Consider the following 20,851-nt stretch of genomic DNA (forward strand, 5'->3'; position numbering starts at 1 on the left):
GGCGTCGCTTCGTCGCTGAGTGCTCCGTCACGAAGTGTGGCGGTCGCTCGGCTGTCGGGTGGAAAACGAAAAAACCGCGTCGAAATGCGAACGTGGGTGCCTCTGTCGTCTGCGGCGTCACCGCGCGGGCGGCGCGCCGCGTGCTGTGCTGTCGTGTCGTTTTTCCGCCGTCGCCTCAGCCGTCGTTGTCCTCGAACGTCAGCGCCGCGTCGCCGGTCAGGTTCATCTTCGTGATGTCGCCCGAGAACCGGAAGGCGTCGACGTCGTCGGTGACCGAACCCTTCGCCTTGCCGCTGGTGACGCTGTCGGCGCTCTCGGTCGGCCCGACGAGCGGGTCGTTCAGGATGTCGCCGGAGACCATGAAGTCGTACGTCGTCTCCGAGCCGTCGCCCTCGACGACGAGGGTGTTCGGCAGGGAGAACACGGCGGGGTCGACCCGCGTGCCGTTGACGTAGACCTCGGCCTCGCCCTGGAGGAACGACAGCGACGTGATCGTACCCGTGAAGGCGTACACGTCCTCGACGCCCTCGGTGGTCACCCAGCCCGCCGCGGAGCTTTCGGACACGTCGTCCCACTCCTCGATGGTGTCGTCCGAGGCTTCGAGCGTACCGCTGACGGCGACTTCGTACTGCGTCTCGACGCCGGTACCGACGAGGCGCAGTTCGTTCTGGCTGTCGGTGGAGTCGTCGGTCGAATCGGTCGTGGAGTCAGTCGCGGCATCGGTGACCGTGCTCTCGGTCACCTGCTCGCCGTCGACGTAAATCTCGGCCTCGCCCTCGACGAAGCCGAAGGAGGTGACGCTCCCCGCGAAGTTGAACACGTCCTCGACGCCCTCGGTCGTGATCCAGCCCGCCGCGGAGGTGCCGTCGATGGTGTCCCACGACTCGATGGTGTCACCCGAGGCTTCGAGCGCGTCGCTGACGGTGAACTCGTACTGCGTCTGGGTACCCGTGCCGACGAGGCGCAGTTCGTGCGAGAGGTCGGGAGAGTCGGTCGTCGAGTCCGTCGAGCCGTCCGTGCTCGAATCGGTCGTCGCGTCCGTGACCGCGCTCTCGGACACCTGCTCGCCGTTGACGTAAACCTCGGACTCGCCTTCGAGGAACGAGAACGAGTCGACGTCGCCGGAGAACGTGTACGCGTCCTCGACGCCCTCGGTCGTAATCCAGCCGGTCGCGGTGCCGCTTTCGATGTCGTCCCACTCCTCGATGGTTCCGTCCGACGCCTGCAGCGAGTCCGTCACCGTGAACTCGTACTGCGTCGTCGTGCCCGTGCCGACGAGGCGAATCTCGTTCGGGAGGTCTTCGGTCGTCGAGTCCGTCGCGGAGTCGGTCGTCGAGTCCGTCGTGGAGTCTGTCGTCGAATCCGTCGTGGAGTCGGTCGTCGAGTCCGTCGTGGAGTCTGTCGTCGAGTCCGTCGTCGACGAGTCGCCGCCCGTGCTGCTGTCGGCGCTCGGAAGCGGACAGGAGTCGCCGCTCGTGATGTTGCTCGTGTCCACGTCGGCCCCGCTGAACACCGTCGCCTGCCCGGAGACGTTGATGTTCGAGTCCACAATCTCACAGCTCGTGGCGTCGTTGACGAGGACGCCGTCCACGTCGCCGTTCGGGAAGTGGATACAGCTGTTCTGGACGGTCGAGCCGTTGCGGTCGTTGTCGATGCAGACCGCCGCGCCGGACGGCTGGGACCGCGCGCTGCCCGTGATGGAGACGTTTTCGAGGTTCACGCCCCACGGCTTGTCCGCGGTGTCGGTGTCGACGGAGTCGGCGTGAATCGTCTGGACCGACGTGTCGTTCTGGATGCGGCAGTTGCGCAGGGTGAAGCCGCCGTGGCCGCCCCACGTCGGCGACGAGACGATACCGCGCGAGGTGGGACAGGACTTGAAGATGAAGTCGCAGTCCTCGATGAGGACGCCCGCGTACCCGTTGCCGGTGGAGTCGATGCGGAGACCCTCGGGACTGTCGAGGCTGTCGCCGTCGTGGGCGTGCTCGTTGAGGTTGTCCGCGTCCATGATGACGGTCGCGCCCTTGATCCACGAGGTCTTTTCGGGGTGGTCGCCCGCGGAGATGCGCATGTTCGTGTTGTCGTTGTTCTTGAACAGCCCGCCCTCGACGCGGAGGACGCCGCGGGTGTGGGTCGCGCGGAACGACGACGAGCCGCGCTGTTCGATGTGGCAGTCGACGAGGCGAATCTCGCCGACGGAGCCGCCCTGCACGCGGATGCCCGCGACGCCGTCGGGGTAGCCCGGAAGCTCGGCACCCTCGCGCATGTAGACGCGACGGGCGACGTTGACGCCGTCGACGGACGAACAGTCGTACGCGAGGAGCTGGCGGCGAGCGTCGTTGTCGGTGGGGGTGCGGCCGAGCCACTCGACGTCCTCGATGAGGCCGCCGTCGTCGTTTATCATCCAGATGTCCGCCGTGGTGGTGGCGTCGTCGGTCTGCTGGATGGAGAAGTTCTTCAGGACGTGGTGGTCCCCGCTGGTGATTTCGAGGAACCGGTACTTCTCGCCGTTGTTGCCCGACGGGAAGACGAACTGCACGTCCTTGTGAGAGCTTCCGGTGCCGACCATCCCGAAGCGGGACACGTCGTCGTTCCAGTACTGCGTCTCGGTGGCGAGATACTCACCCGGAGGGAATTCGATGAGCGTCCCGCTTTCGTACGCGGAATCGAGTTGGTTGTCTATCGGTTCGTTTCCGTTGGGGTCCATTCCAAGGTCGTCCACCGCGTTGACGACGCGGTCCCATTGGATACCGAAGCGCTCCTCTGGTCCAGACGCAGCCGACGCGACGCCGGCAGAGAGGGCAGTCGATGCGGCCATCGCACCGAGTTTGAGGTAGTTCCGCCTGTTGAGTTGCGATTCGAGGATGGAGTCTGAATCCGCCGCAGATTCGTCGTCGTCTCCATCGGTTAGTCGTGCCATACCCGAGGAAAGCCCTCGTTAAGGTGATAATCATTATTGCGAGGTATGACCGGGTTGGAGACGATTACTTACGGGATTACTTCGGATGGCGGCCAAATAAGTACCAGTTGCATTCCAAAGTCACACCATAAATTCGGAATCGATAGTCTCAACTAAAATTGAACATACCTCGGTTCGACCCCACGAAACAACCGCTTAATCGGTTGTGTTCGAGAAAAATCGCAATCCGGGGGTCGAACCGTATTCGAGCCGTGAATCGGCGCTACCTCGCAGATAATCAACTGTGAACTGGTAATTAATCGCCCACCGAATCTTGCGAGGGCGTTCGTTTCACCGCACCCACATTTACTGACGAGGTTCTGATAGGTTTGATTCACCGTCGAGGTTCAGCTAGCAATGAGAGTCAGTCGAATCGACCCCTCGTCGGACCCGTCGGGGGCGGCCGAGCGCCGGCGTCACCGCGTCACTTCGACATCACCGAGACGAGTTCCCGGAGGGTGTGTTTGACCCGCCAGTCGAAAAGCGTCATGAGCGACGCCGCGCTGAGGACGTAGGCGACGACGCCGACCGCGACGAGCAGTGCGAACTCGACGAGCGGCGACCCGACGCGGTTCTGCGCCGCGAGGACCGCCAGCGCCATCGCGCCGCTGGCCGCGACGGGGTACGAGAGTTCGCGGAGGAACCGCCGATAGGTCGTGCCGAGCGTCCGTTTCATCTCGCGCGCGTAGAGCGGGACCATCGGGAACGCGAGGATGCCCGTGACCGCGAGCGCCGTCCCCTCGATGCCGTAGGCGCTCGTCGCGGGAACGATGACGATGGCGAGCAGGGCGACCCTGAGGAAGCCGAGTTTGGTCTGGACGTCGGGGCGGCCGACGGCGCGCCAGACGGGATTGAACGTCGCGAAGAGCGTCCGGAAGAGCCCGTAGGCGACGAGAATCTGCATGGCGAGCACCATCGGGAGCCAGTCCTCGCCGAGGAACGCGCCGACGAATGCGGGCGCGACGAGGTAGATACCGACCGACATCGGCAGGGCGACGAAGGCGGTGAGCCGGAAGGTGCTGAAGAACGCCTCGCGGAGGGCGCGCTGGTCCTCCTGAAGCTTCGAGTACGTCGAGAACATCACGCTGGAGACGACGACGGCGATTTCGGTCGCCGGCGCGTTGGAGATGCGGTAGGCGAGCTGGTAGTAGCCGAGCGAGGTCGCCGTCAGGAGCCAGCCGACGACCGCGTCGTCGCCCTGTCCGTAGAGGAACTCGACGATGGACGACCCCGTGACCCACTTCCCGTAGCCGATGAGTTCGGCGGCGTACGCGCGGTTCAGCGCGGGGCGCGGACGGTACGGGTGCAGGAAGTAAGTCACGACCGACCTGACGCCGGCGTCGGCGAGGTAGCCGAAGACGAGCGCCCAGACCGTCGGGCTGACCGCGGCGTAGCCGAGCGCGACCACGACGTAGGCGGTCGTCCCGCTGACCCGGTAGGCGAACTCCTTGTGGAACGCGAGGTCCTTCTTGAAGTAGACCATCGCGGGGTTCCGCAGCGCGAGGAAAATCGGGACCAAGGCGATGGCGCGGATGAGGTCCCGCGCGGCCGGCTCGCCGAACAGCGAGGCGAGCGACGGGGCGGCGAGGTAGAGAACCGAACTCATCAGCAGGCCGCGGAGGAGTTCGAGCGTGAACGTCGTGTTCAGGTACTCGTCGACGTCGTCGTCGACGCGCTGGATGAGCGCGGCGTCGATGCCGAGGTTCGTCAGGCTCAGAAGCGCCGAGATGGTGAGCAGCGCGATGCCCATCAGCCCGATGGCCTCGGGGCCGAGCAGTCGCGCGAGGACGATGAACATCACGACCTTCAGCACCCGGTCGAGGACGTTCATCGCCGACACCCACATCCCGCTTTTCACCGTCCGCTCCGTGAGGTCGCCGCCGTCGTCGCCGGGGACGAACCGGCGGCGAATCGTCCGGACGACAGAGCGAATCTTATCTCTCATCGAAAGCACCTCTCGGGCCGCCGTCTCGGCGGCGACTCGGCGTATTCACGAACGGTAACACTCGGCTACACATCGGCTCAGGAGGCGATTAATTATTGACTCGCTACTGGTTCAGCGGGGAGCACGGCTCCCGCGGGCGCGGGAATTAGGCGCTCTTTGACGCCGGCGAGCGAGGGACACCGGCGAGTTCGAAGCCGACGCGAAACGAAACCCGGGTTCGGGGCGGCTACCCGGACACGTAGTAGAGGTCGGCCGCGCCGTTCGACATGACGCGGTTCACGTTCGGTTGGTCCCGGACGGCCGTGATGTTCGCCTCGGAGTACCGGAGTTCGCGGTAGGCGATTACCTCGCGGTCGTGGTCGGTCTTCGAGACCATCAGATACCGCGGGCCGTCGTAGTAACTCGGCAAGTCGGTGAGTGCCTCGTCGGGCGTCGTGAAGCCGAGCGCCGGCGTGGGACTGTCGGGCAGCGCGTCGACGAAGCGGTCGGGGTTCCCGCGAATGCCCACGTACCGAATGTCCTCGTCCGACATCCCGAAGGCGGTGTCGTACGCCCCCATCTGCTGGGCGGGGACGTGGTTCGACGGGAGGTAGATGTACGGCGACGGGAACATCACCATGAGCGTGAGCCCGATGACGAGCGCCGTCGCGACGGGCGCGCCGGCCTTGACCGCCGCCCCGTACTTCGACCAGTACTCCGTCCCCGAGAGCCACTCGAAGGCGTAGAACAGCCCGACGCTCCCGACGACGGTCGAGAGAATCATCGCGAAGCCGACGTGGCGGAAGAAGAAGTTCGTCTCCGAGATGACGCCGAGGAGGTGCGCGAAGAAGTACGGCACCAACACGACGAGGCTGAACGTCAGCGTCCGCAGGATGGACCGGCCCTGGGCGGAGAGCTGTGGGAGCCGCCCGAACAGGACGCCGAGGAAGACGCCGAGGGTTATCAGGGCGTACACCGCGTTCACGAGGAACAGCTTCACGAACACGTCGAAGATACCGCCGCCGACGGCGGTGACGGAGCCGGTGCGCTGAGAGATAGCCACGCCGGCCGCGGAACTCCCCGAGAGGATGCCGAGCACGCCCTCGACGAACAGGCCGCCGGTCGAAAAGCCGACGGTGTACTGGGTCAGCCAGTAGACGAACGCCGCGGCGAAGACGAGCGTCAGACCGTACACCGGTCGCTGTTCGGCGACGGCGTCCGGGGTCCGCCAGCGCTGGACGAGTTGGATGGCCGCGGCGACGGCGAACAGCACGAGGTAGTTGACGGCGACCTGCAGGTGGTACGACACCAGCGCGACCGTCCCGATGGCGAACAGGACGGAGACGGGCGTGACGTGGCCGCGCCACCGGCTCTCGACGGCGTCGGTGCCGGAGAACTGGTGCTTGAAGAAGAGGTACAGAAGCACCAGTCCGAGGAACGACGCCAGCGAGTAGGGGAAGAACATGAGCTTGAACCCGTTGAGGTTCACCGGCAGGAACAACAGCGCCGAGAACACCGCGATGAGGACCGCCCGCCGGTCGGGGACGACGAGCGAGACGAGAAGCGGGACGAACACGAGGTAGACGACCGAGACGAAAAACACCACGAGCATCATCGCGGTGGTGAGTTCGACGCCGAGGGCGGCGCTGAACATCCCCGCCGACACGTGGCCGCTCGGGTAGACGATGTCCAGCGGGGTCAGCGACTCGGAGACGAGAGACCTCGCCCACCCGAGGTGCGTCAGCGAGTCGTTGAAACCGTAGAAGTAGTACTCCCTGACGAGCGGGAGGGCGGAGACCGCGGCTATCGCGAGCGCCCCCAGCGCCACTCCGCCGAGCGCGTATCGGCTGTCGGGTTCACGGACGACCACGGCCAGCGAGGACAGGACCGCCACCGCCACGCCGACCCAGAACACCGCCGGGGTCGACTGGTAGATTGAGACCTCGTACGCGCGCGCCGGCGATTCGCGAGCGACGAGGATACCGACGGCTATCGCGAGAAATCCGACGAGGAGGAGCGTTCTCGTGAGCCGCGAATCACGTTGCATCATCGCGTGAGAAGAGGCGAGTAGCGTAGTTTGTTATTGAGCGTGTAATCGTCTCAGAGGGCGTTCTGGGCGTTCTCACTCGATTTCGAATCGTCTCCGCCCGCCAGCCGTCGAGGTGCCGAGACCCGAGGAACCGGGGATTCACGACAGCGAGGCGCGCGCGGACGCGTTCGAGCACGCGATACCGGTCGGTGTCGAGCGCGATGCCGGTCGATGTTCGGGCGTCCGACGTCGCCTCGCGCCGTATAGGTGCGCGATAACAAAACCCGACGCGCGCGGATATCGGGCAACGATGTCACTCACAGCACTCACGCCACGGACCATCGAGCGAATCGGAAGGGAGGGCCGCCGATGACCGGCTTCGTCGGCGGCGCGCTCGACGCGGCGACGCTCGACGCCTGCGCGGCCGAACTCCACCGCGAAGACTGGTACGAGTCGGCGACGCGGTCGACCGGCCGGTTCGGCGTCTCGGTGCTCCACCACGGCGCGAGAGACCCCGCGGGCTGTACCGTCTGGGAGGACGGGCCGCGCGTGGGAGCGATATACGGCGCGGTGACGAACCGCGACGAACTCGGCCTCGACGTAGACGGGCTGTTCCGCCGGCTCCTGGAGGACCCGCACGCCCTCCTCCCCGAGCTCGACGGCTCGTTCCTCGTCGTCGCCGTCGACGGCGAGTCGGAGCGCGTCGTGCTCGCCAGCGACAAACTCGGGACGCGACAGTGCTTCTACGTCGCGGGCGAACCGTTCGCCTTCGGGACCGAGGTCGGCGCGCTGACGACCCTCCTCGACGACCCGCAGGTCGACGAACGCGCCATCAGCGACCTCCTCATGATCGGGCACGTCTGGGGCGACAAGACGCTCGTACAGGGCGTGAAGTTCCTCCCCTCCGGGACGGTCCTCGACTACCGGGCCGACACCGGCCCCGAAATCGAGTCGTACTGGCACCACACGTTCGAACAGAGCCCGGACGACTCCTACCTCGACGACCTCACCGAGGCCTACCGCGAGGTCATCGCCGACATGGCCGACACGATAGACGGCGATATCGGCCTGTGGCTCTCCGGCGGCCTCGACAGCCGCTCGATGGCGGGCGAACTCAGCCGCTACCACGACCTCACGACCTACACCTACGACTCGAACCCCGCCAACGGGAGCAACCTCGAACTCGCCGCGAAGGTCTCGGCGGTGCTCGGCCTCGAAAACAGGCGCGTGCCGGTCAATTCGGACGCGCTCGTCGACTCCCTCGACAAGTCGGTCCAACTGACCAGCGGGATGGTCGGCCTCTCGACGTTCGTCAACCTCGCGAACGTGTTCAACATCGAGGACATGCCCGACGTGCTCATCGAGGGCTGCGGACAGGGCGGGATGATGGGCGACGGCATCGGCCGTGCCGCCGTCGAAGGCAGCAAATCACCCGAGGCCGCGCTCTACCGCGCGAAACACCGCGTCGACGTCGACGACGCCCGCAGGCTCCTGCGGACCGACTTCGACCCGATGACGACCTACCGCGAGGAGGTGCGCAAGAGCGACCAACCGGACCTCTACAGCACCGCGATGGACTGCTACTACCGCAACTACTTCCCGCGGTGCGACTTCGCCAGCAACCCCATCGCCGAGAGCCAAGCCGGCACCCGCGTCCCCTTCAGCGACACCGCGTTCCTCCGGGCCGTGACGCGGATGCCGCTTTCGCACCGCGTCGGCTCGATTCCGTTCACCGACGGGAAGATTCCCGCCGGGACGGCCTACCCGAAGGTCGAACTGGTCCGCCGCCTCGACAGCCGACTCGCGGCCATCCCCTACGAGCGGACGAAAGTCCCCCCGGCGCGCCCGATGTGGCAACACGCCGCCGGCTTCGTCGTCGGCACCTCCGTCGATCGCATCCGCGAGCGCCTCGTCGGCGACGTCCACACCTACGGCGGCCGCTCCACCATCGGCGACTGGTACCGGACGAACCGCGCGCTCCGCGAGCGGGTCGACGACCTGCTCGACTCCGCATGCGAGCGCCCGTACTTCGACGCCGACGAGATTCGCCGCCTCCAGCGCGAGGAGCTCACGGGCGAAGCCGAACACATGAGCGCCATCTCCGGCATCATCACCGGCGAACTCTGGGTCCGCAAGTACATCGACCGCGAAGGCGAACGCGGAACCGCGAGTGTGGCGGAAGCCGAAGACGCACCGCAACCGGCCGACTGAGCCCGGGGGCTCTCGGTGGGGTTTTCTCGAATCGTACCGCTGGTCGCGAGGAGAGGAGCTTCGTTTCCGTCGACCCCCCGGGGGGTTCGGGGGAATTGAGGGTCGACGGAAACGTTCTTTTGAATTCGGTTCGTAAGCGGCATTACGCCCGTGGTTTCGGGACGGTTTCAGACGAACCCTTGTGGGATTGAAGCTCGGTGAGATCTCGACGGGAGTACCTCAAAGATTGGTTTCAGACGAACCCTTGTGGGATTGAAGCAGACATGCTTCTTGGACCGAAGCGCGTCGGGCGCTCGTTTCAGACGAACCCTTGTGGGATTGAAGCGACTCAACCAATCTCGACGAGGCGGTCTACGACTGTTTCAGACGAACCCTTGTGGGATTGAAGCATCCGCAACCACCTGACGGCGAACTCGATGGACCACGAGCAGGTGTTTCAGACGAACCCTTGTGGGATTGAAGCAGCCGCCGCGAAGCCGCCGTGCAGTCCCTGTTGCTGTTTCAGACGAACCCTTGTGGGATTGAAGCGTTCGGTCGATGTTGGAGTCCGTGCTTTTCGGCGAGTTTCAGACGAACCCTTGTGGGATTGAAGCAGTGAGTGAACGCGCTCAGTGCGAGGCACGAACATGTTTCAGACGAACCCTTGTGGGATTGAAGCTCGATGTCGATTGTCTGCTCGACTTCCTTCGGGTCGTTTCAGACGAACCCTTGTGGGATTGAAGCCGCGTCTGGTACGAGTGCCCTGAGTGCGGCCACCGAGTTTCAGACGAACCCTTGTGGGATTGAAGCAGTGAGTGAACGCGCTCAGTGCGAGGCACGAACATCGTTTCAGACGAACCCTTGTGGGATTGAAGCACCGACCAGTCGCTTGGGCGCTACGCATCTCGGGGGTTTCAGACGAACCCTTGTGGGATTGAAGCGTCGGGCAGTTCGGCCGTGATAATCTCGTCAACCGAGTTTCAGACGAACCCTTGTGGGATTGAAGCGATAAAGTCGGTCGTGATGGTTAATTCCACCCAACCGTTTCAGACGAACCCTTGTGGGATTGAAGCTTGGGCTTCCATTGTTGGAAGGACAACGGTTGCCCGTTTCAGACGAACCCTTGTGGGATTGAAGCATCTCAACAAACGCGGCGTTTCTCGGGGACTGCCCGGTTTCAGACGAACCCTTGTGGGATTGAAGCCGCTTGAACTCGGTGTCAACTCTCGCCCCCAGTTTCAGACGAACCCTTGTGGGATTGAAGCCCGCGACTGCCTCGAACTCGATTTGCGTGCGGACCGTTTCAGACGAACCCTTGTGGGATTGAAGCAACCACATCTCGCGTTTATCAACGCCCCGAACAACCGTTTCAGACGAACCCTTGTGGGATTGAAGCGGTTGCAGGTCACGGAGTTGGTACGTCCACGAGTGTTTCAGACGAACCCTTGTGGGATTGAAGCACCTACCACGGCGCCGACTTCGCCGTCGACGGGAGTTTCAGACGAACCCTTGTGGGATTGAAGCCTCCGCCACGACCCCGAGGCCATCGCCGATGCCGAGTTTCAGACGAACCCTTGTGGGATTGAAGCTACGTCGTCGGTGAACGCGACGACTCTCACGTCATGTTTCAGACGAACCCTTGTGGGATTGAAGCCCCCGTGGTGTCGGCATCGGTTTGAGTCGTCCATTGCCCAGTTTCAGACGAACCCTTGTGGGATTGAAGCCCGCCTCGGATTGTGATATCGTGGAAGTGTGGGTCGTTTCAGACGAACCCTTGTGGGATTGAAGCCACAACATGGCGATGAATATACACTCCCCGATAAATGGTTTCAGACGAACCCTTGTGGGATTGAAGCGCACGGTCGCAGTACATGCCCGACCTCGTCCGAGACAACAGTTTCAGACGAACCCTTGTGGGATTGAAGCACTCCGGTGTAGGCGAGGGTACAAGTAGCAAACTGCGTTTCAGACGAACCCTTGTGGGATTGAAGCGGCCGTGGCGACGTGTCCGAGGCCTTTCAGGAGTGGGTTTCAGACGAACCCTTGTGGGATTGAAGCGCACGTGATGCACGCGACCGGCAGCGGGTAGTTCGGTTTCAGACGAACCCTTGTGGGATTGAAGCTCGCGGTCCTCGTTGGTGTCCGGGAGGACCTTGATGGTTTCAGACGAACCCTTGTGGGATTGAAGCAGAGAGCGCGGCATCGACGAGCGCGCCACCTGCCGCGTTTCAGACGAACCCTTGTGGGATTGAAGCCTTGTTAGATTCGTTCCCTTCGTCACTCAATATCTCTTGTTTCAGACGAACCCTTGTGGGATTGAAGCTTTGTGTTGTCTCTGTCTTGCACCATAAGAACCCGCCGTTTCAGACGAACCCTTGTGGGATTGAAGCCTCATAGAGATATTTTGCGAGTCTGTGGTCCGGCAGGTTTCAGACGAACCCTTGTGGGATTGAAGCTCGATCAAGCACCTCGGGACCGACGGCATCCTCGCGCGTTTCAGACGAACCCTTGTGGGATTGAAGCGCCTCGTGTGGCCTACTGCGCGACCTTGCGGAGTAGTTTCAGACGAACCCTTGTGGGATTGAAGCGACTGGCCGAAGGATGTCATGGCTATCCGTTTTGCCCGTTTCAGACGAACCCTTGTGGGATTGAAGCGACTCCCCTGTGGTGCATTGGGAGATGGCACCTCCCAGTTTCAGACGAACCCTTGTGGGATTGAAGCATGCAAAATTCGAGGACGGTCGCGACCTCGAAGGCCAGTTTCAGACGAACCCTTGTGGGATTGAAGCGACGAACGCCACGTTCACACTGACAATATTGCTTGAAGTTTCAGACGAACCCTTGTGGGATTGAAGCCCACCGGCCACCTTGGGAGACCGACCGGCCGGCAAGTTTCAGACGAACCCTTGTGGGATTGAAGCCTGCTTTTCCTTCCGGTCGTCGATGAGGTTCATGATGGTTTCAGACGAACCCTTGTGGGATTGAAGCGGCCCTGTCCGTGCGCTCGGGAGAGGTACGATAGTTTCAGACGAACCCTTGTGGGATTGAAGCGTGTTGTTTAGAACTCGCGGGTAGACTGTCTCAGGAGTTTCAGACGAACCCTTGTGGGATTGAAGCGAATTGACGCCAACCGCTTCGCCCGGTTCGTCTCTGGTGTTTCAGACGAACCCTTGTGGGATTGAAGCCTTCAACGACTCGCATCTGACGGTGATGAAAGTAGTTTCAGACGAACCCTTGTGGGATTGAAGCTTGCCCCCAATTGGTAAACGTCACTTCGCCGTCGAGTTTCAGACGAACCCTTGTGGGATTGAAGCCCGGTGGAAATAGACGCCATCTGTGGGTCGTCGTGTTTCAGACGAACCCTTGTGGGATTGAAGCAACGACTGCCGCTACGTCCTCTGGAATTTCGTGGTTTCAGACGAACCCTTGTGGGATTGAAGCGTTTTTAGACGCGGAGAACCGGCAGTAGACGCCAGTTTCAGACGAACCCTTGTGGGATTGAAGCCGGTTCGAGGAGGCAGGGGAATGACCGACTCTCAAGTTTCAGACGAACCCTTGTGGGATTAAGCGGAGAAAGCCATCCAATAAGGCGATCACCGAACATTTCAGACGAACTTCAGTTAGCACCGACCCGTCAAATGACGGGAATAACTTTATGTCGATTAGCCAACAATCGTGGAGACAGCAATGAGTACAGAAGGAGGTGTCGGATAACGGTGCGGGTCATGGCTCACTTATCGGCGCGCGCCGACGCCGCGTATCAGAACGATTACCATCACAAGATTCGCGGGCGGATATGGAACGCGCTCGATGGGACGCCCTACGGAGAGCGACACGACTCCGGTGAGCCACCGGGGTTCGCTTACTCGAATCCGTTTCCGCCCCGCGATATGCGGGAAGGTGACGACCGGAAGTTGCTGGTCGCGTCTCCCGACGAGGAACTGCTTGCGAACGTGGCGGCGAATCTGCTCGACGACCGAGAGTTCAACGTCGGTGAGATGCCGTTTCACGTCGACGAAGTGACGTCTCTCGAACCGGACGTGGGCGAACCCGGGACCAGAGGGACGCTCGAAACCGGAACCGGACTCCTCGTTCGAATCCCGCCGTGGCGGTGCGACGAGTACGGAATCGACCACCCCGGCGGCGATACCGCGACGTTCTGGCGACCGGAACACACCACGGCCCCGCTTCGGGAACAGTTGGAGGCGAACCTCGACCAGAAACACGACCGATTCGCTCACGACCATCTCCCCGGCCCGAGCGACGTCTCGGGCGACCTGTTCGACGGCTACGAGCTATTGAAGACGTTCGCGATTCCGCTGACCGTGACCGAGGGACAGGAGATGACCTACGTCCTGAGCAAGTGGAAGTTCGAATACACCGTCCGGGACGACGATCATCGGAGACACCTGAACCTCGCGCTCGACTGCGGACTCGGAGAGCGGAATTCGCTCGGTCTCGGCTTCGTGAACGTCGCGGAGCGAACTCAGCCGGGAGAGCCGCGAGGAGAGGAGCGCGATGCTTTCGCCTAACGAGTTCCGGGACCGCTATCCCGAAACCGAGTTAGCCGACGAACTCCCGGATTCGCCGGTCGGCTCACTCCGCGATTTACAGTACCTCTACGGGAAACTCTACACGCTCGCCACGACGGGCGGGGGAGAGTACGCCCCGTACCTCACTCCGGACGCGGCACGAGACCTCGTGGACACGGACGATAGCCTGATCGTCGTTCGCGTCGATCTCTCGGGCGACGAGCCACGGTTGGCCGACGACAGTCTGGGACCCGTGCTGGTGACGCGGTACACGAGCGATCTGATTCAGCAGGTGGGGCACTCGAAATATCCGGCTGCGCGTGGTATCGACCACAGCGTCACCCACCAAGCCGGGCGAAACAGCGACCCCGAAAAGCTCGCGCGATACGCCAAAGAACGGCTCACCAAATGGGCGACCGACGATGTCGTTGCGGCCGCCGCGAGCGACCACCCGGAGGGGTGGGTTATCGACCGTCTCGCCGAACTCGGGGAGCGCGACGCCGCGCTCGAAGCCATCGAAGAAGCGGTCGTTCGAGCGTTGGGCGGCGAATCCGCGACCGCGCTGTTGACGGTCCAGGTGAAGACCGAACGAGACGGCGCGTATCGTTGGCCCGGCGACATCGCCGCGTTCAACGAGGCGATGCGCCAACGCAAGCTCTCGAAGCTCGTCACGAAGAACAAGGCGGACGATTCGTCGGGCGACGCGACCGACCTCGTGACCGGGCACACCGCCCGGACGGTCGGAACCGCCGAAGACCCACAGAACTACTTCCTCGGCAAGCAGCTCGAAAAGTTTCCGGGACTCGATATCGAACACGCGTGGCGATCCCATCCGATCTCGGAGGACGCCGCGGTGACGGTGATGAACGCCGAGGCGTTCGTCGAGGCGTGTACCTATCGGACGTTCGGTGCCAAGGTGTACTACCTGCCGTATTTCTTCGGACAGCAGACGGCGGAGAGAGTATACCGCCTCTACGAGATGCTGTGTAGTGCAGTCGAGGGAGACGGCGACATGACTCCGGTCGAACGGGCGTACATGAGAGAGCGTGAAGGCGACACGGACGACGCCCGACTCCGATTCTACGTCTCTGCGGTCATGCCGCACCAGATGTCTCGGTACGACGTCTTCGGCGAGACGCTGAACGGTCGCTTGCACTACCCGAAAGAGCTCGCGTTCACCCACAACCAAATCGTCCGAGACGCGTCCGCGTTCAACGCGGACACCGACTGGACGGCACCGCTCCCGAAAAACGACAAGTGGGGGTTGCTGTCGGCGAACGACGAGCAACTCCACGCGGTTTCGACGGGGTGGTACTTCTATCAGACGTTCGCCGAGCGCGATGACGCCGAAGCGGATGCGGACGACCCGCGAATCGAAGCGCTCGTGAGCGTGCTGAGCGGGGACGCGATCGCCGTCGACGTGCTGCTCGAAGAGTACGTCACCCGCATCATCGACGGGGAGTCAGACGACGACTTCGAGGGGTTCCCGTCGTTTCTGGTCGCCAGCCAGTTCGCACAGCTCTGTGCGCTCGCCGATGGTGAGCTCGAACTGTTGAAGACGAGCGACCCCGCGAAAGACCAGATCACCCTCGAACCGACCTACGAGAGATTGACGATGCCAACACTAGACGAGATCCTTATCGCCGACGGGGGCCACCCCGCCGAACAGAAACTCGAATCGTTCATCACCGACACGCCCGCGCTCTCGCCGGCGCACGACGACGAGGAAGACTCCGTGACCGGCGAGCGCCGGGGAGCGTTCCTTCTCGGTGCGCTCGTCGGAGACATCGGAAGTTACCAAGAGTACTCCGAGGACCGGTCCACGACGCTCGTCGACCAGTACCCGGTCAAGTCGATCACGCGAGCGCGAATCAAGAAAGTCACGCAGGAGACCGTCGCCAAGACCCTGACCTACACGCGCCAAGAAAAGAAGAAAGGAAAGAGCTACCCGGGGACGAAAGCCGAACACATCGTCGAACGACTCCGAGAGACGGTCCTCGACCCCGACCCCGACGACTGGGAGATCGACACCGACGACCTCCGCTTCTACTACGCCCTCGGCGTGACCTACGGCATGAACGACCATCCGGACTGGAACCAACAGAACAGCGACGCGAACGACGAACGAACCACCGACGAGGAACACTGAGATGTCAGACACGAACGACGCCGTCACGAATCGCTCGGAAATCGTATTCCTGTACGACGCGGTCGACGCGAACCCGAACGGGAATCCCCTCAGCGGTTCTAATCGACCTCGAATCGACCCGCAGACTCAACAGGCCATCGTCACCGACGTTCGACTGAAGCGCTACCTCCGCGACCAGTTGGACGACGACGGCCACGGCGTCTACATCAGGAACGTCCAGCGCGAGGGGAACCAGTACACGCGGGGCGACCTTCTCGAAGACCGTCTCAAAGACGTCGAACCGGACGAGTACGATCTCGACGACGACGAGGAGTCCGAACGGTTCCGAGACGACGTGTTCGGCGCGTTCCTCGACAGCAGCGTCGACGTGCGTTACTTCGGCGCGACGATGTCCGTCGACACCGACGACGTGTACGCAAAGCACCTCCCCGACCACTTCACCGGCCCCGTGCAGTTCTCGCCGGGGAAGTCGATGCACGCGGTCAACGAAAACGAGGAGTACGACAGCCTCACGAGCGTCATCGCCACGCAGGAAAACAAACAGCAGGGAGGGTTCGACCTCGACGACCACCGGATACAGTACGGACTCATCCGGTTCCACGGACTCGTCGACGAACACGGTGCCGACGACACGAATCTCACCGTCGGCGACGTCGAACGACTCGACACGCTCTGTTGGCGGGCCATCAAGAATCAGACCATAAGCCGAAGCAAAGTCGGCCAAGAACCGCGGCTCTACTGCCGCGTCGAGTACGCCGACGAGAGTTTCCACCTCGGCGGTCTCGACAGGGACCTCGTTCTCGACGACGACCGTTCAAAGCCGGACGAGGAACTCCGGACGGTTCGGGACCTCACCCTCGAAATCGACGGGTTCGTCGACCGACTTGCGGCCGCGAGCGCCCGGATTAACCGGATTCGAATCGTCGCGAGCGACGTCCTCGACGTCTCGTACGACGGAGACGTGGGCAGTGTCGAACTCCTGTACGACGCGCTTCGCGAGGCCGTGGGAGACGACGCCGTCGAGGCCGTCGACGTCTACGAGGAACACACCGAGACGCTTCCGGCCGGCGACGCCGAATAAGATGGGACAGGAATCGTTGGACGAGTGGGCCGATGACGGCGGTGACGGCCGCCCGGACCGCTGTCTGTCGTTCACCGTCAGCGGGCCGTGGGGACACTTTCGGCGGGTCGAGGGGAACGTCGTCAAGCAGACGTACCGAATCATCCCGCGGACGACGGTGGCCGGACTGCTCGCCGCCGTGCTCGGAATCGAACGCGACGGCTACTACGACCTGTTCGCGTCCGGTTCGTCGGCGGTCGCAATCGAGCCGGCTCGGGAGGTTCGAACGCTCAACATGCCGATGAACACGCTGTCGACCGCGAGCGGGAACCTACAGTCGCTCAACGGCCGCGGGAAAATCAGCGTGAAGCTACCGAATCCGACGGCGCTCCGTCAACAACACAACTACGAGGTGCTCGTCGAACCCGCCTACCGGGTCGACGTGTGGCTCGCGGAAACGGCTCGGTACAGAGAGCTTCGGGAGATGCTGGAAGCCGGGAAGTCACACTACGTTCCGAGCCTCGGTCTGTCGGAACACCTCGCGGAAATCGACTATCACGGGGAGTTCGCCGTGGAATCCGTCTCCGGACCCGACCGGGTCGAAGTAGACTCCGCCGTTCCGAACGCGGTGGACGACGTCGTGCTTCGAGAGGGGACGCGGTGTCAGGTGGAAGAATCACCCGCGTTTATGCGAGCGGACTCCGGTGGCCGAACGACGACGGAGTTCACGACGTACGCGTACAACCCTGACGCGGAGCCGCTGGTAATCGATGGCGTCGACGCCGCCGAAGTCGACGGCCGGACCGTGGTGTTCGTCTGATGACTGGTCGGTACTCTCACCCGCCGAACGACGTTCACGACGGCGTTCCGCTGGTCGACCATCTCGGGGATGTCGCCGAACGTGTCGGATACGTCGTTCCGGCCGATGCGAAGACCCCGGCCGGCGAACCGCTCCGAGCGGTCGTCGAGACGCTCGCATACGTGCACGACTTCGGGAAGGCGACGACGTACTTTCAGGACTATCTGTTGCGGTCGAAAGAACCGAGATACGAGCAGTATCGCTACCACGCACCGCTCGGTTCGTTCGCCGCGTACTACGCGCTCAGCGCCCAGAATTTCGAGCCGGAGACCTGTCTCGCCGGCTTCGTCGCGGTCGCAAAACACCACGGTCGACTCCCCGACGTTGCGGCGTACGTCTTCAGCCGGGCGAACCGCCGCGAGAACGTTTCGAGAGGGAACCAAAACAGTGCCGAGCTGCAGCAGGCGGCGATTGCGAAGCAGATCCAAGATATCGACGAGCAAGCGCCGGAACTCGCCCGAGAGGTGTTTCAGAACGCGACCGACGGGAAGGGGTCGTGGTCGGCGTTCCGTGGGTCGTTCGCGGAACTCCTGACGGAAGTCAGGGAGTCGACGGGGTCGAGCGCAACGGCGATCAACCGGGAAACCCTCTCGGAGCGCTGTTACGGGCTCGTATTAGAGTGCTGGGGTTCGCTGGTCCTCGCCGATAAGACGAGCGCCGCAGCGGCCGCGAGCGGTGCCGACGCGTCCGCGGCGACCTACGACGCAGAGAAGCCGACGTTCGAGCGGCTCGACGAGTACATCGGGTCGATAGAGCGAACCGCCGACTCCGACCGACACGGGAGCCGAAGCGAGCGATTGAATTTCCTCCGAGCGAAAGCGAGGGCGTCCGTCCTGTCGAACGTAGAATCGTTCGCCGACGCCGACGGTGGGGTCGCGACGATCACGCTTCCGACAGGGATGGGAAAGACGCTCACCGGCCTGTCAGCGGCTCTCAGCGTTCGCGACCGACTCGGTGGGAAGCGCGTGGTGTACGCGCTCCCGTTTACGAGCATCATCGACCAAGTCGTCGCCGAGGTCGAAGAGATATATCAAGTCGATACGACCGGGCGGTTGCTGACCGCGCACCACCATCTCTCGGAGGCGACAATCGTCGATGAACGCGACGAGGACGCCGACGAAGCGGACGCGAACGACGACGTCGCCGGGATGCTGGCCGAAAGTTGGCGCGCCGGAATGACGGTGACGACGTTCGTCCAACTGCTCGAAAGCCTCGCCGGGCCGGCCAACAGGCAGTCGATGAAGCTCCCGGCGCTTCGGGACAGCGTCGTCGTGTTGGACGAACCGCAGAGTCTCCCGTTGGACTGGTGGAAGTTGGTTCCGCGGCTCGTGAGGATGCTCACCGAACAGTACGGTGCGACGGTTATCGCCATGACCGCCACGCAACCGCAGTTGTTCGACGACGCGACCGAGCTGGTCTCCACACCCGAGACGTACTTCGAGGCGACAGAACGCGTCCAGTACGTACTGGACGATTCAGCGACTCGATACATCGAATCGCGGGAAGAACCCAAATCGTATCCGGAGGCGGCAAGTGCGATAGTCGACGGGACTGCCGGAGGCAGCGGGACCGTGGCCGACGAGGCGAGTGCGGACGGGTCGGTGCTCGCGGTGTGCAACACCATCGACAGCGCCCAAGCGCTGACAACGCACGTCACCGATGCTCTCTCCGACGCGATATCGGTCGGTTCGGTCTACGCCGACGTGCTCGAAAGCGCCGACCGGAATAGTACGGACGTCGAGGTGGAGACAGTCGCAGAGCGAGTCGCCGACGCCGAGGGGCGGCCGGTGCTCCACCTCTCCACACGGTTACGTCCGGTCGACCGGCTTCGACTCATCGAGACCGCGAAGCTGCTCACCGAACGAGGTCGCTCGCTCGTCGTGGTTTCGACCCAGCTCGTCGAAGCCGGCGTCGACATCAGTTTCGACCGCGTCTACAGGGACCTCGCACCGATAGACAGCATCGTCCAAGCCGCCGGACGCTGCAACCGTTCGTTCGAGCGGGACCGCGGCCACGTCGTCGTCTGGTGGCTCGAAGCGCCCGACGAACAGGCGAAGACGCCGTCGGAAGCGGTGTACAATCGAGGAACGGCGCTCCTTCCCGTCGCGACCGAAACGCTCGACGATATCGGTGGGGCCGAAGGCACGATTCCGGAAGCGACTGTTTCGAAAACGGCCGTCGAAGAGTACTACCGGCGGCTCCACGATGAGAAGAACGTCGGCAAAGACGCGTACGTCGAGTACGTGAACGATGCGAGAGCGGACGAACTCGCGGAGTTGTCGCTGATCGAACAGCGGCGGAGCGTGGAGGTCGTCGTCTGTCGGACGACTGAAGAGCGAAAGCGAGTCGAAGCCGTCAGAGCGGCGTGGCAAAACTACGAGTTCGAAACGGTGCGCCGACTCGTGGACAGCCTGAAGGAAGCGAGCGTGTCTGTCCCGATATATCGGAGTGATTCACGGGAAGCACAGGCGCTCAGTGGCCTGGCGCGTCTTCACGAAGACACCGAGACGCGGTGGGTCGACGCGAGAGACGCCCGGCACGACAGCTACTTCGATTCGACGACCGGGCTGGTCACCGAAAGCAGCGTCGACAACCGAATATTATGACGACGAACGGCCCGGTCGACCGACTGCTCGCAACCGCGCGGGGAGCGCCCGTCGACGAGCCGTTTCGCGTAACCGGGGTGATGATGCAGTACTACTACGTCTGCAAGCGGGAACTCTGGTTCGAGAGTCGGAACCTCGAAATCGACCGCGAGAACGCGACCGTCGTGAGAGGAACTCGGGTCGACGAGACTGCGTACGAGGACAAACGGGAGAGCCTCCGCCTCGGAATGATCTCGCTGGACTTGCTCGACGACGGCCGAGTCGTCGAAGTCAAACCCTCGTCGGCGCTCACCGAACCCGCCGAAATGCAACTGTCGTACTATCTGTGGTACCTCGACAGAGTCGCCGACGTGCATCGAGAGGGCGTTCTCGCCCACCCGCGAGAGCGCCGCCGAGAGTCGGTGGAACTCACCGAAGAACGGGTGAAAAAAGTCGAATCATCGATTCGCGCGATTCACGACCTCGTACACCGACCCTCTCCGCCGCCGGCCGAGCGAAAGCCCTTCTGCGATTCGTGTGCGTATCACGACTTCTGTTGGTGCTAAC

The 20,851-nt window shown here is 63.0% G+C and carries 10 protein-coding genes and 1 CRISPR repeat array; of the genes, 7 read left to right on the forward strand and 3 right to left on the reverse strand.

The features are described 5' to 3' along the window. Nucleotides 1-175: 175 nt before the first annotated feature. The 3 genes from BN996_RS17225 to BN996_RS17235 all read right to left on the reverse strand — a co-directional run bounded on the left by BN996_RS17225 (nucleotide 176) and on the right by BN996_RS17235 (nucleotide 6,930). On the reverse strand, nucleotides 176-2,917 hold the full coding sequence (locus tag BN996_RS17225) for a hypothetical protein (RefSeq protein WP_089781112.1): 2,742 nt from the start codon (nucleotides 2,915-2,917) through the stop codon (nucleotides 176-178). Nucleotides 2,918-3,380: 463 nt separating this feature from the next. After that, the gene (locus BN996_RS17230; RefSeq protein WP_089781114.1) at nucleotides 3,381-4,901 is read right to left on the reverse strand and encodes a lipopolysaccharide biosynthesis protein; all 1,521 of its coding nucleotides are present in this window, start codon (nucleotides 4,899-4,901) and stop codon (nucleotides 3,381-3,383) included. Between the two features lie 226 nt (nucleotides 4,902-5,127). Further along, on the reverse strand, nucleotides 5,128-6,930 hold the full coding sequence (locus tag BN996_RS17235; RefSeq protein ID WP_089781116.1) for a hypothetical protein: 1,803 nt from the start codon (nucleotides 6,928-6,930) through the stop codon (nucleotides 5,128-5,130). A 348-nt stretch (nucleotides 6,931-7,278) separates the two neighbouring features. On the opposite strand from BN996_RS17235, the gene BN996_RS17240 reads away from it, so the two are divergent. From BN996_RS17240 to cas4, 7 genes are all read left to right on the forward strand, one after another. Then, on the forward strand, nucleotides 7,279-9,120 hold the full coding sequence (locus BN996_RS17240) for an asparagine synthase-related protein (protein WP_089781118.1): 1,842 nt from the start codon (nucleotides 7,279-7,281) through the stop codon (nucleotides 9,118-9,120). A 164-nt stretch (nucleotides 9,121-9,284) separates the two neighbouring features. Beyond that, a CRISPR array of direct repeats spans nucleotides 9,285-12,669; the repeat unit is 30 nt; unit sequence GTTTCAGACGAACCCTTGTGGGATTGAAGC. Nucleotides 12,670-12,824: 155 nt separating this feature from the next. Beyond that, complete coding sequence (gene cas6, locus BN996_RS17245; RefSeq protein ID WP_089781120.1) at nucleotides 12,825-13,631, forward strand: CRISPR-associated endoribonuclease Cas6; 807 nt, start codon at nucleotides 12,825-12,827, stop codon at nucleotides 13,629-13,631. Then, nucleotides 13,618-15,780 carry a type I-B CRISPR-associated protein Cas8b/Csh1 gene (cas8b, locus tag BN996_RS17250; RefSeq protein WP_089781122.1) on the forward strand — a complete coding sequence of 721 codons (2,163 nt, stop codon included), beginning with the start codon at nucleotides 13,618-13,620 and terminating at the stop codon, nucleotides 15,778-15,780. The genes cas6 and cas8b overlap by 14 nt, the downstream gene beginning before the upstream one ends. 1 nt (nucleotide 15,781) lies before the next feature. Then, complete coding sequence (cas7b, locus tag BN996_RS17255; protein ID WP_089781124.1) at nucleotides 15,782-16,861, forward strand: type I-B CRISPR-associated protein Cas7/Csh2; 1,080 nt, start codon at nucleotides 15,782-15,784, stop codon at nucleotides 16,859-16,861. A gap of 1 nt (nucleotide 16,862) precedes the next feature. Next, nucleotides 16,863-17,660 (forward strand): type I-B CRISPR-associated protein Cas5b, encoded by a 798-nt coding sequence (cas5b, locus tag BN996_RS17260; protein WP_089781125.1) that lies wholly within the window; start codon nucleotides 16,863-16,865, stop codon nucleotides 17,658-17,660. After that, nucleotides 17,660-20,305 (forward strand): CRISPR-associated endonuclease Cas3'', encoded by a 2,646-nt coding sequence (locus BN996_RS17265; RefSeq protein WP_089781127.1) that lies wholly within the window; start codon nucleotides 17,660-17,662, stop codon nucleotides 20,303-20,305. Before cas5b ends, BN996_RS17265 begins: the two co-directional genes overlap by 1 nt. After that, on the forward strand, nucleotides 20,302-20,850 hold the full coding sequence (gene cas4 / locus BN996_RS17270) for a CRISPR-associated protein Cas4 (protein ID WP_089781129.1): 549 nt from the start codon (nucleotides 20,302-20,304) through the stop codon (nucleotides 20,848-20,850). The genes BN996_RS17265 and cas4 overlap by 4 nt, the downstream gene beginning before the upstream one ends. Nucleotide 20,851 lies beyond the last annotated feature (1 nt).

Origin of the sequence: Haloferax massiliensis, assembly GCF_001368915.1 — an archaeon.
GTDB lineage: Archaea > Halobacteriota > Halobacteria > Halobacteriales > Haloferacaceae > Haloferax > Haloferax massiliensis.

Coding starts and splice junctions, on each gene's coding strand:
- BN996_RS17240 (WP_089781118.1), top strand. CDS start 7,279: ATGACCGGCTTCGTCGGCGGCGCGCTCGACGCGGCGACGCTCGACGCC.
- cas7b (WP_089781124.1), top strand. CDS start 15,782: ATGTCAGACACGAACGACGCCGTCACGAATCGCTCGGAAATCGTATTC.
- BN996_RS17265 (WP_089781127.1), top strand. CDS start 17,660: ATGACTGGTCGGTACTCTCACCCGCCGAACGACGTTCACGACGGCGTT.
- cas6 (WP_089781120.1), top strand. CDS start 12,825: ATGGCTCACTTATCGGCGCGCGCCGACGCCGCGTATCAGAACGATTAC.
- BN996_RS17235 (WP_089781116.1), bottom strand. CDS start 6,930: ATGATGCAACGTGATTCGCGGCTCACGAGAACGCTCCTCCTCGTCGGA.
- BN996_RS17230 (WP_089781114.1), bottom strand. CDS start 4,901: ATGAGAGATAAGATTCGCTCTGTCGTCCGGACGATTCGCCGCCGGTTC.
- cas4 (WP_089781129.1), top strand. CDS start 20,302: ATGACGACGAACGGCCCGGTCGACCGACTGCTCGCAACCGCGCGGGGA.
- cas8b (WP_089781122.1), top strand. CDS start 13,618: ATGCTTTCGCCTAACGAGTTCCGGGACCGCTATCCCGAAACCGAGTTA.
- cas5b (WP_089781125.1), top strand. CDS start 16,863: ATGGGACAGGAATCGTTGGACGAGTGGGCCGATGACGGCGGTGACGGC.
- BN996_RS17225 (WP_089781112.1), bottom strand. CDS start 2,917: ATGGCACGACTAACCGATGGAGACGACGACGAATCTGCGGCGGATTCA.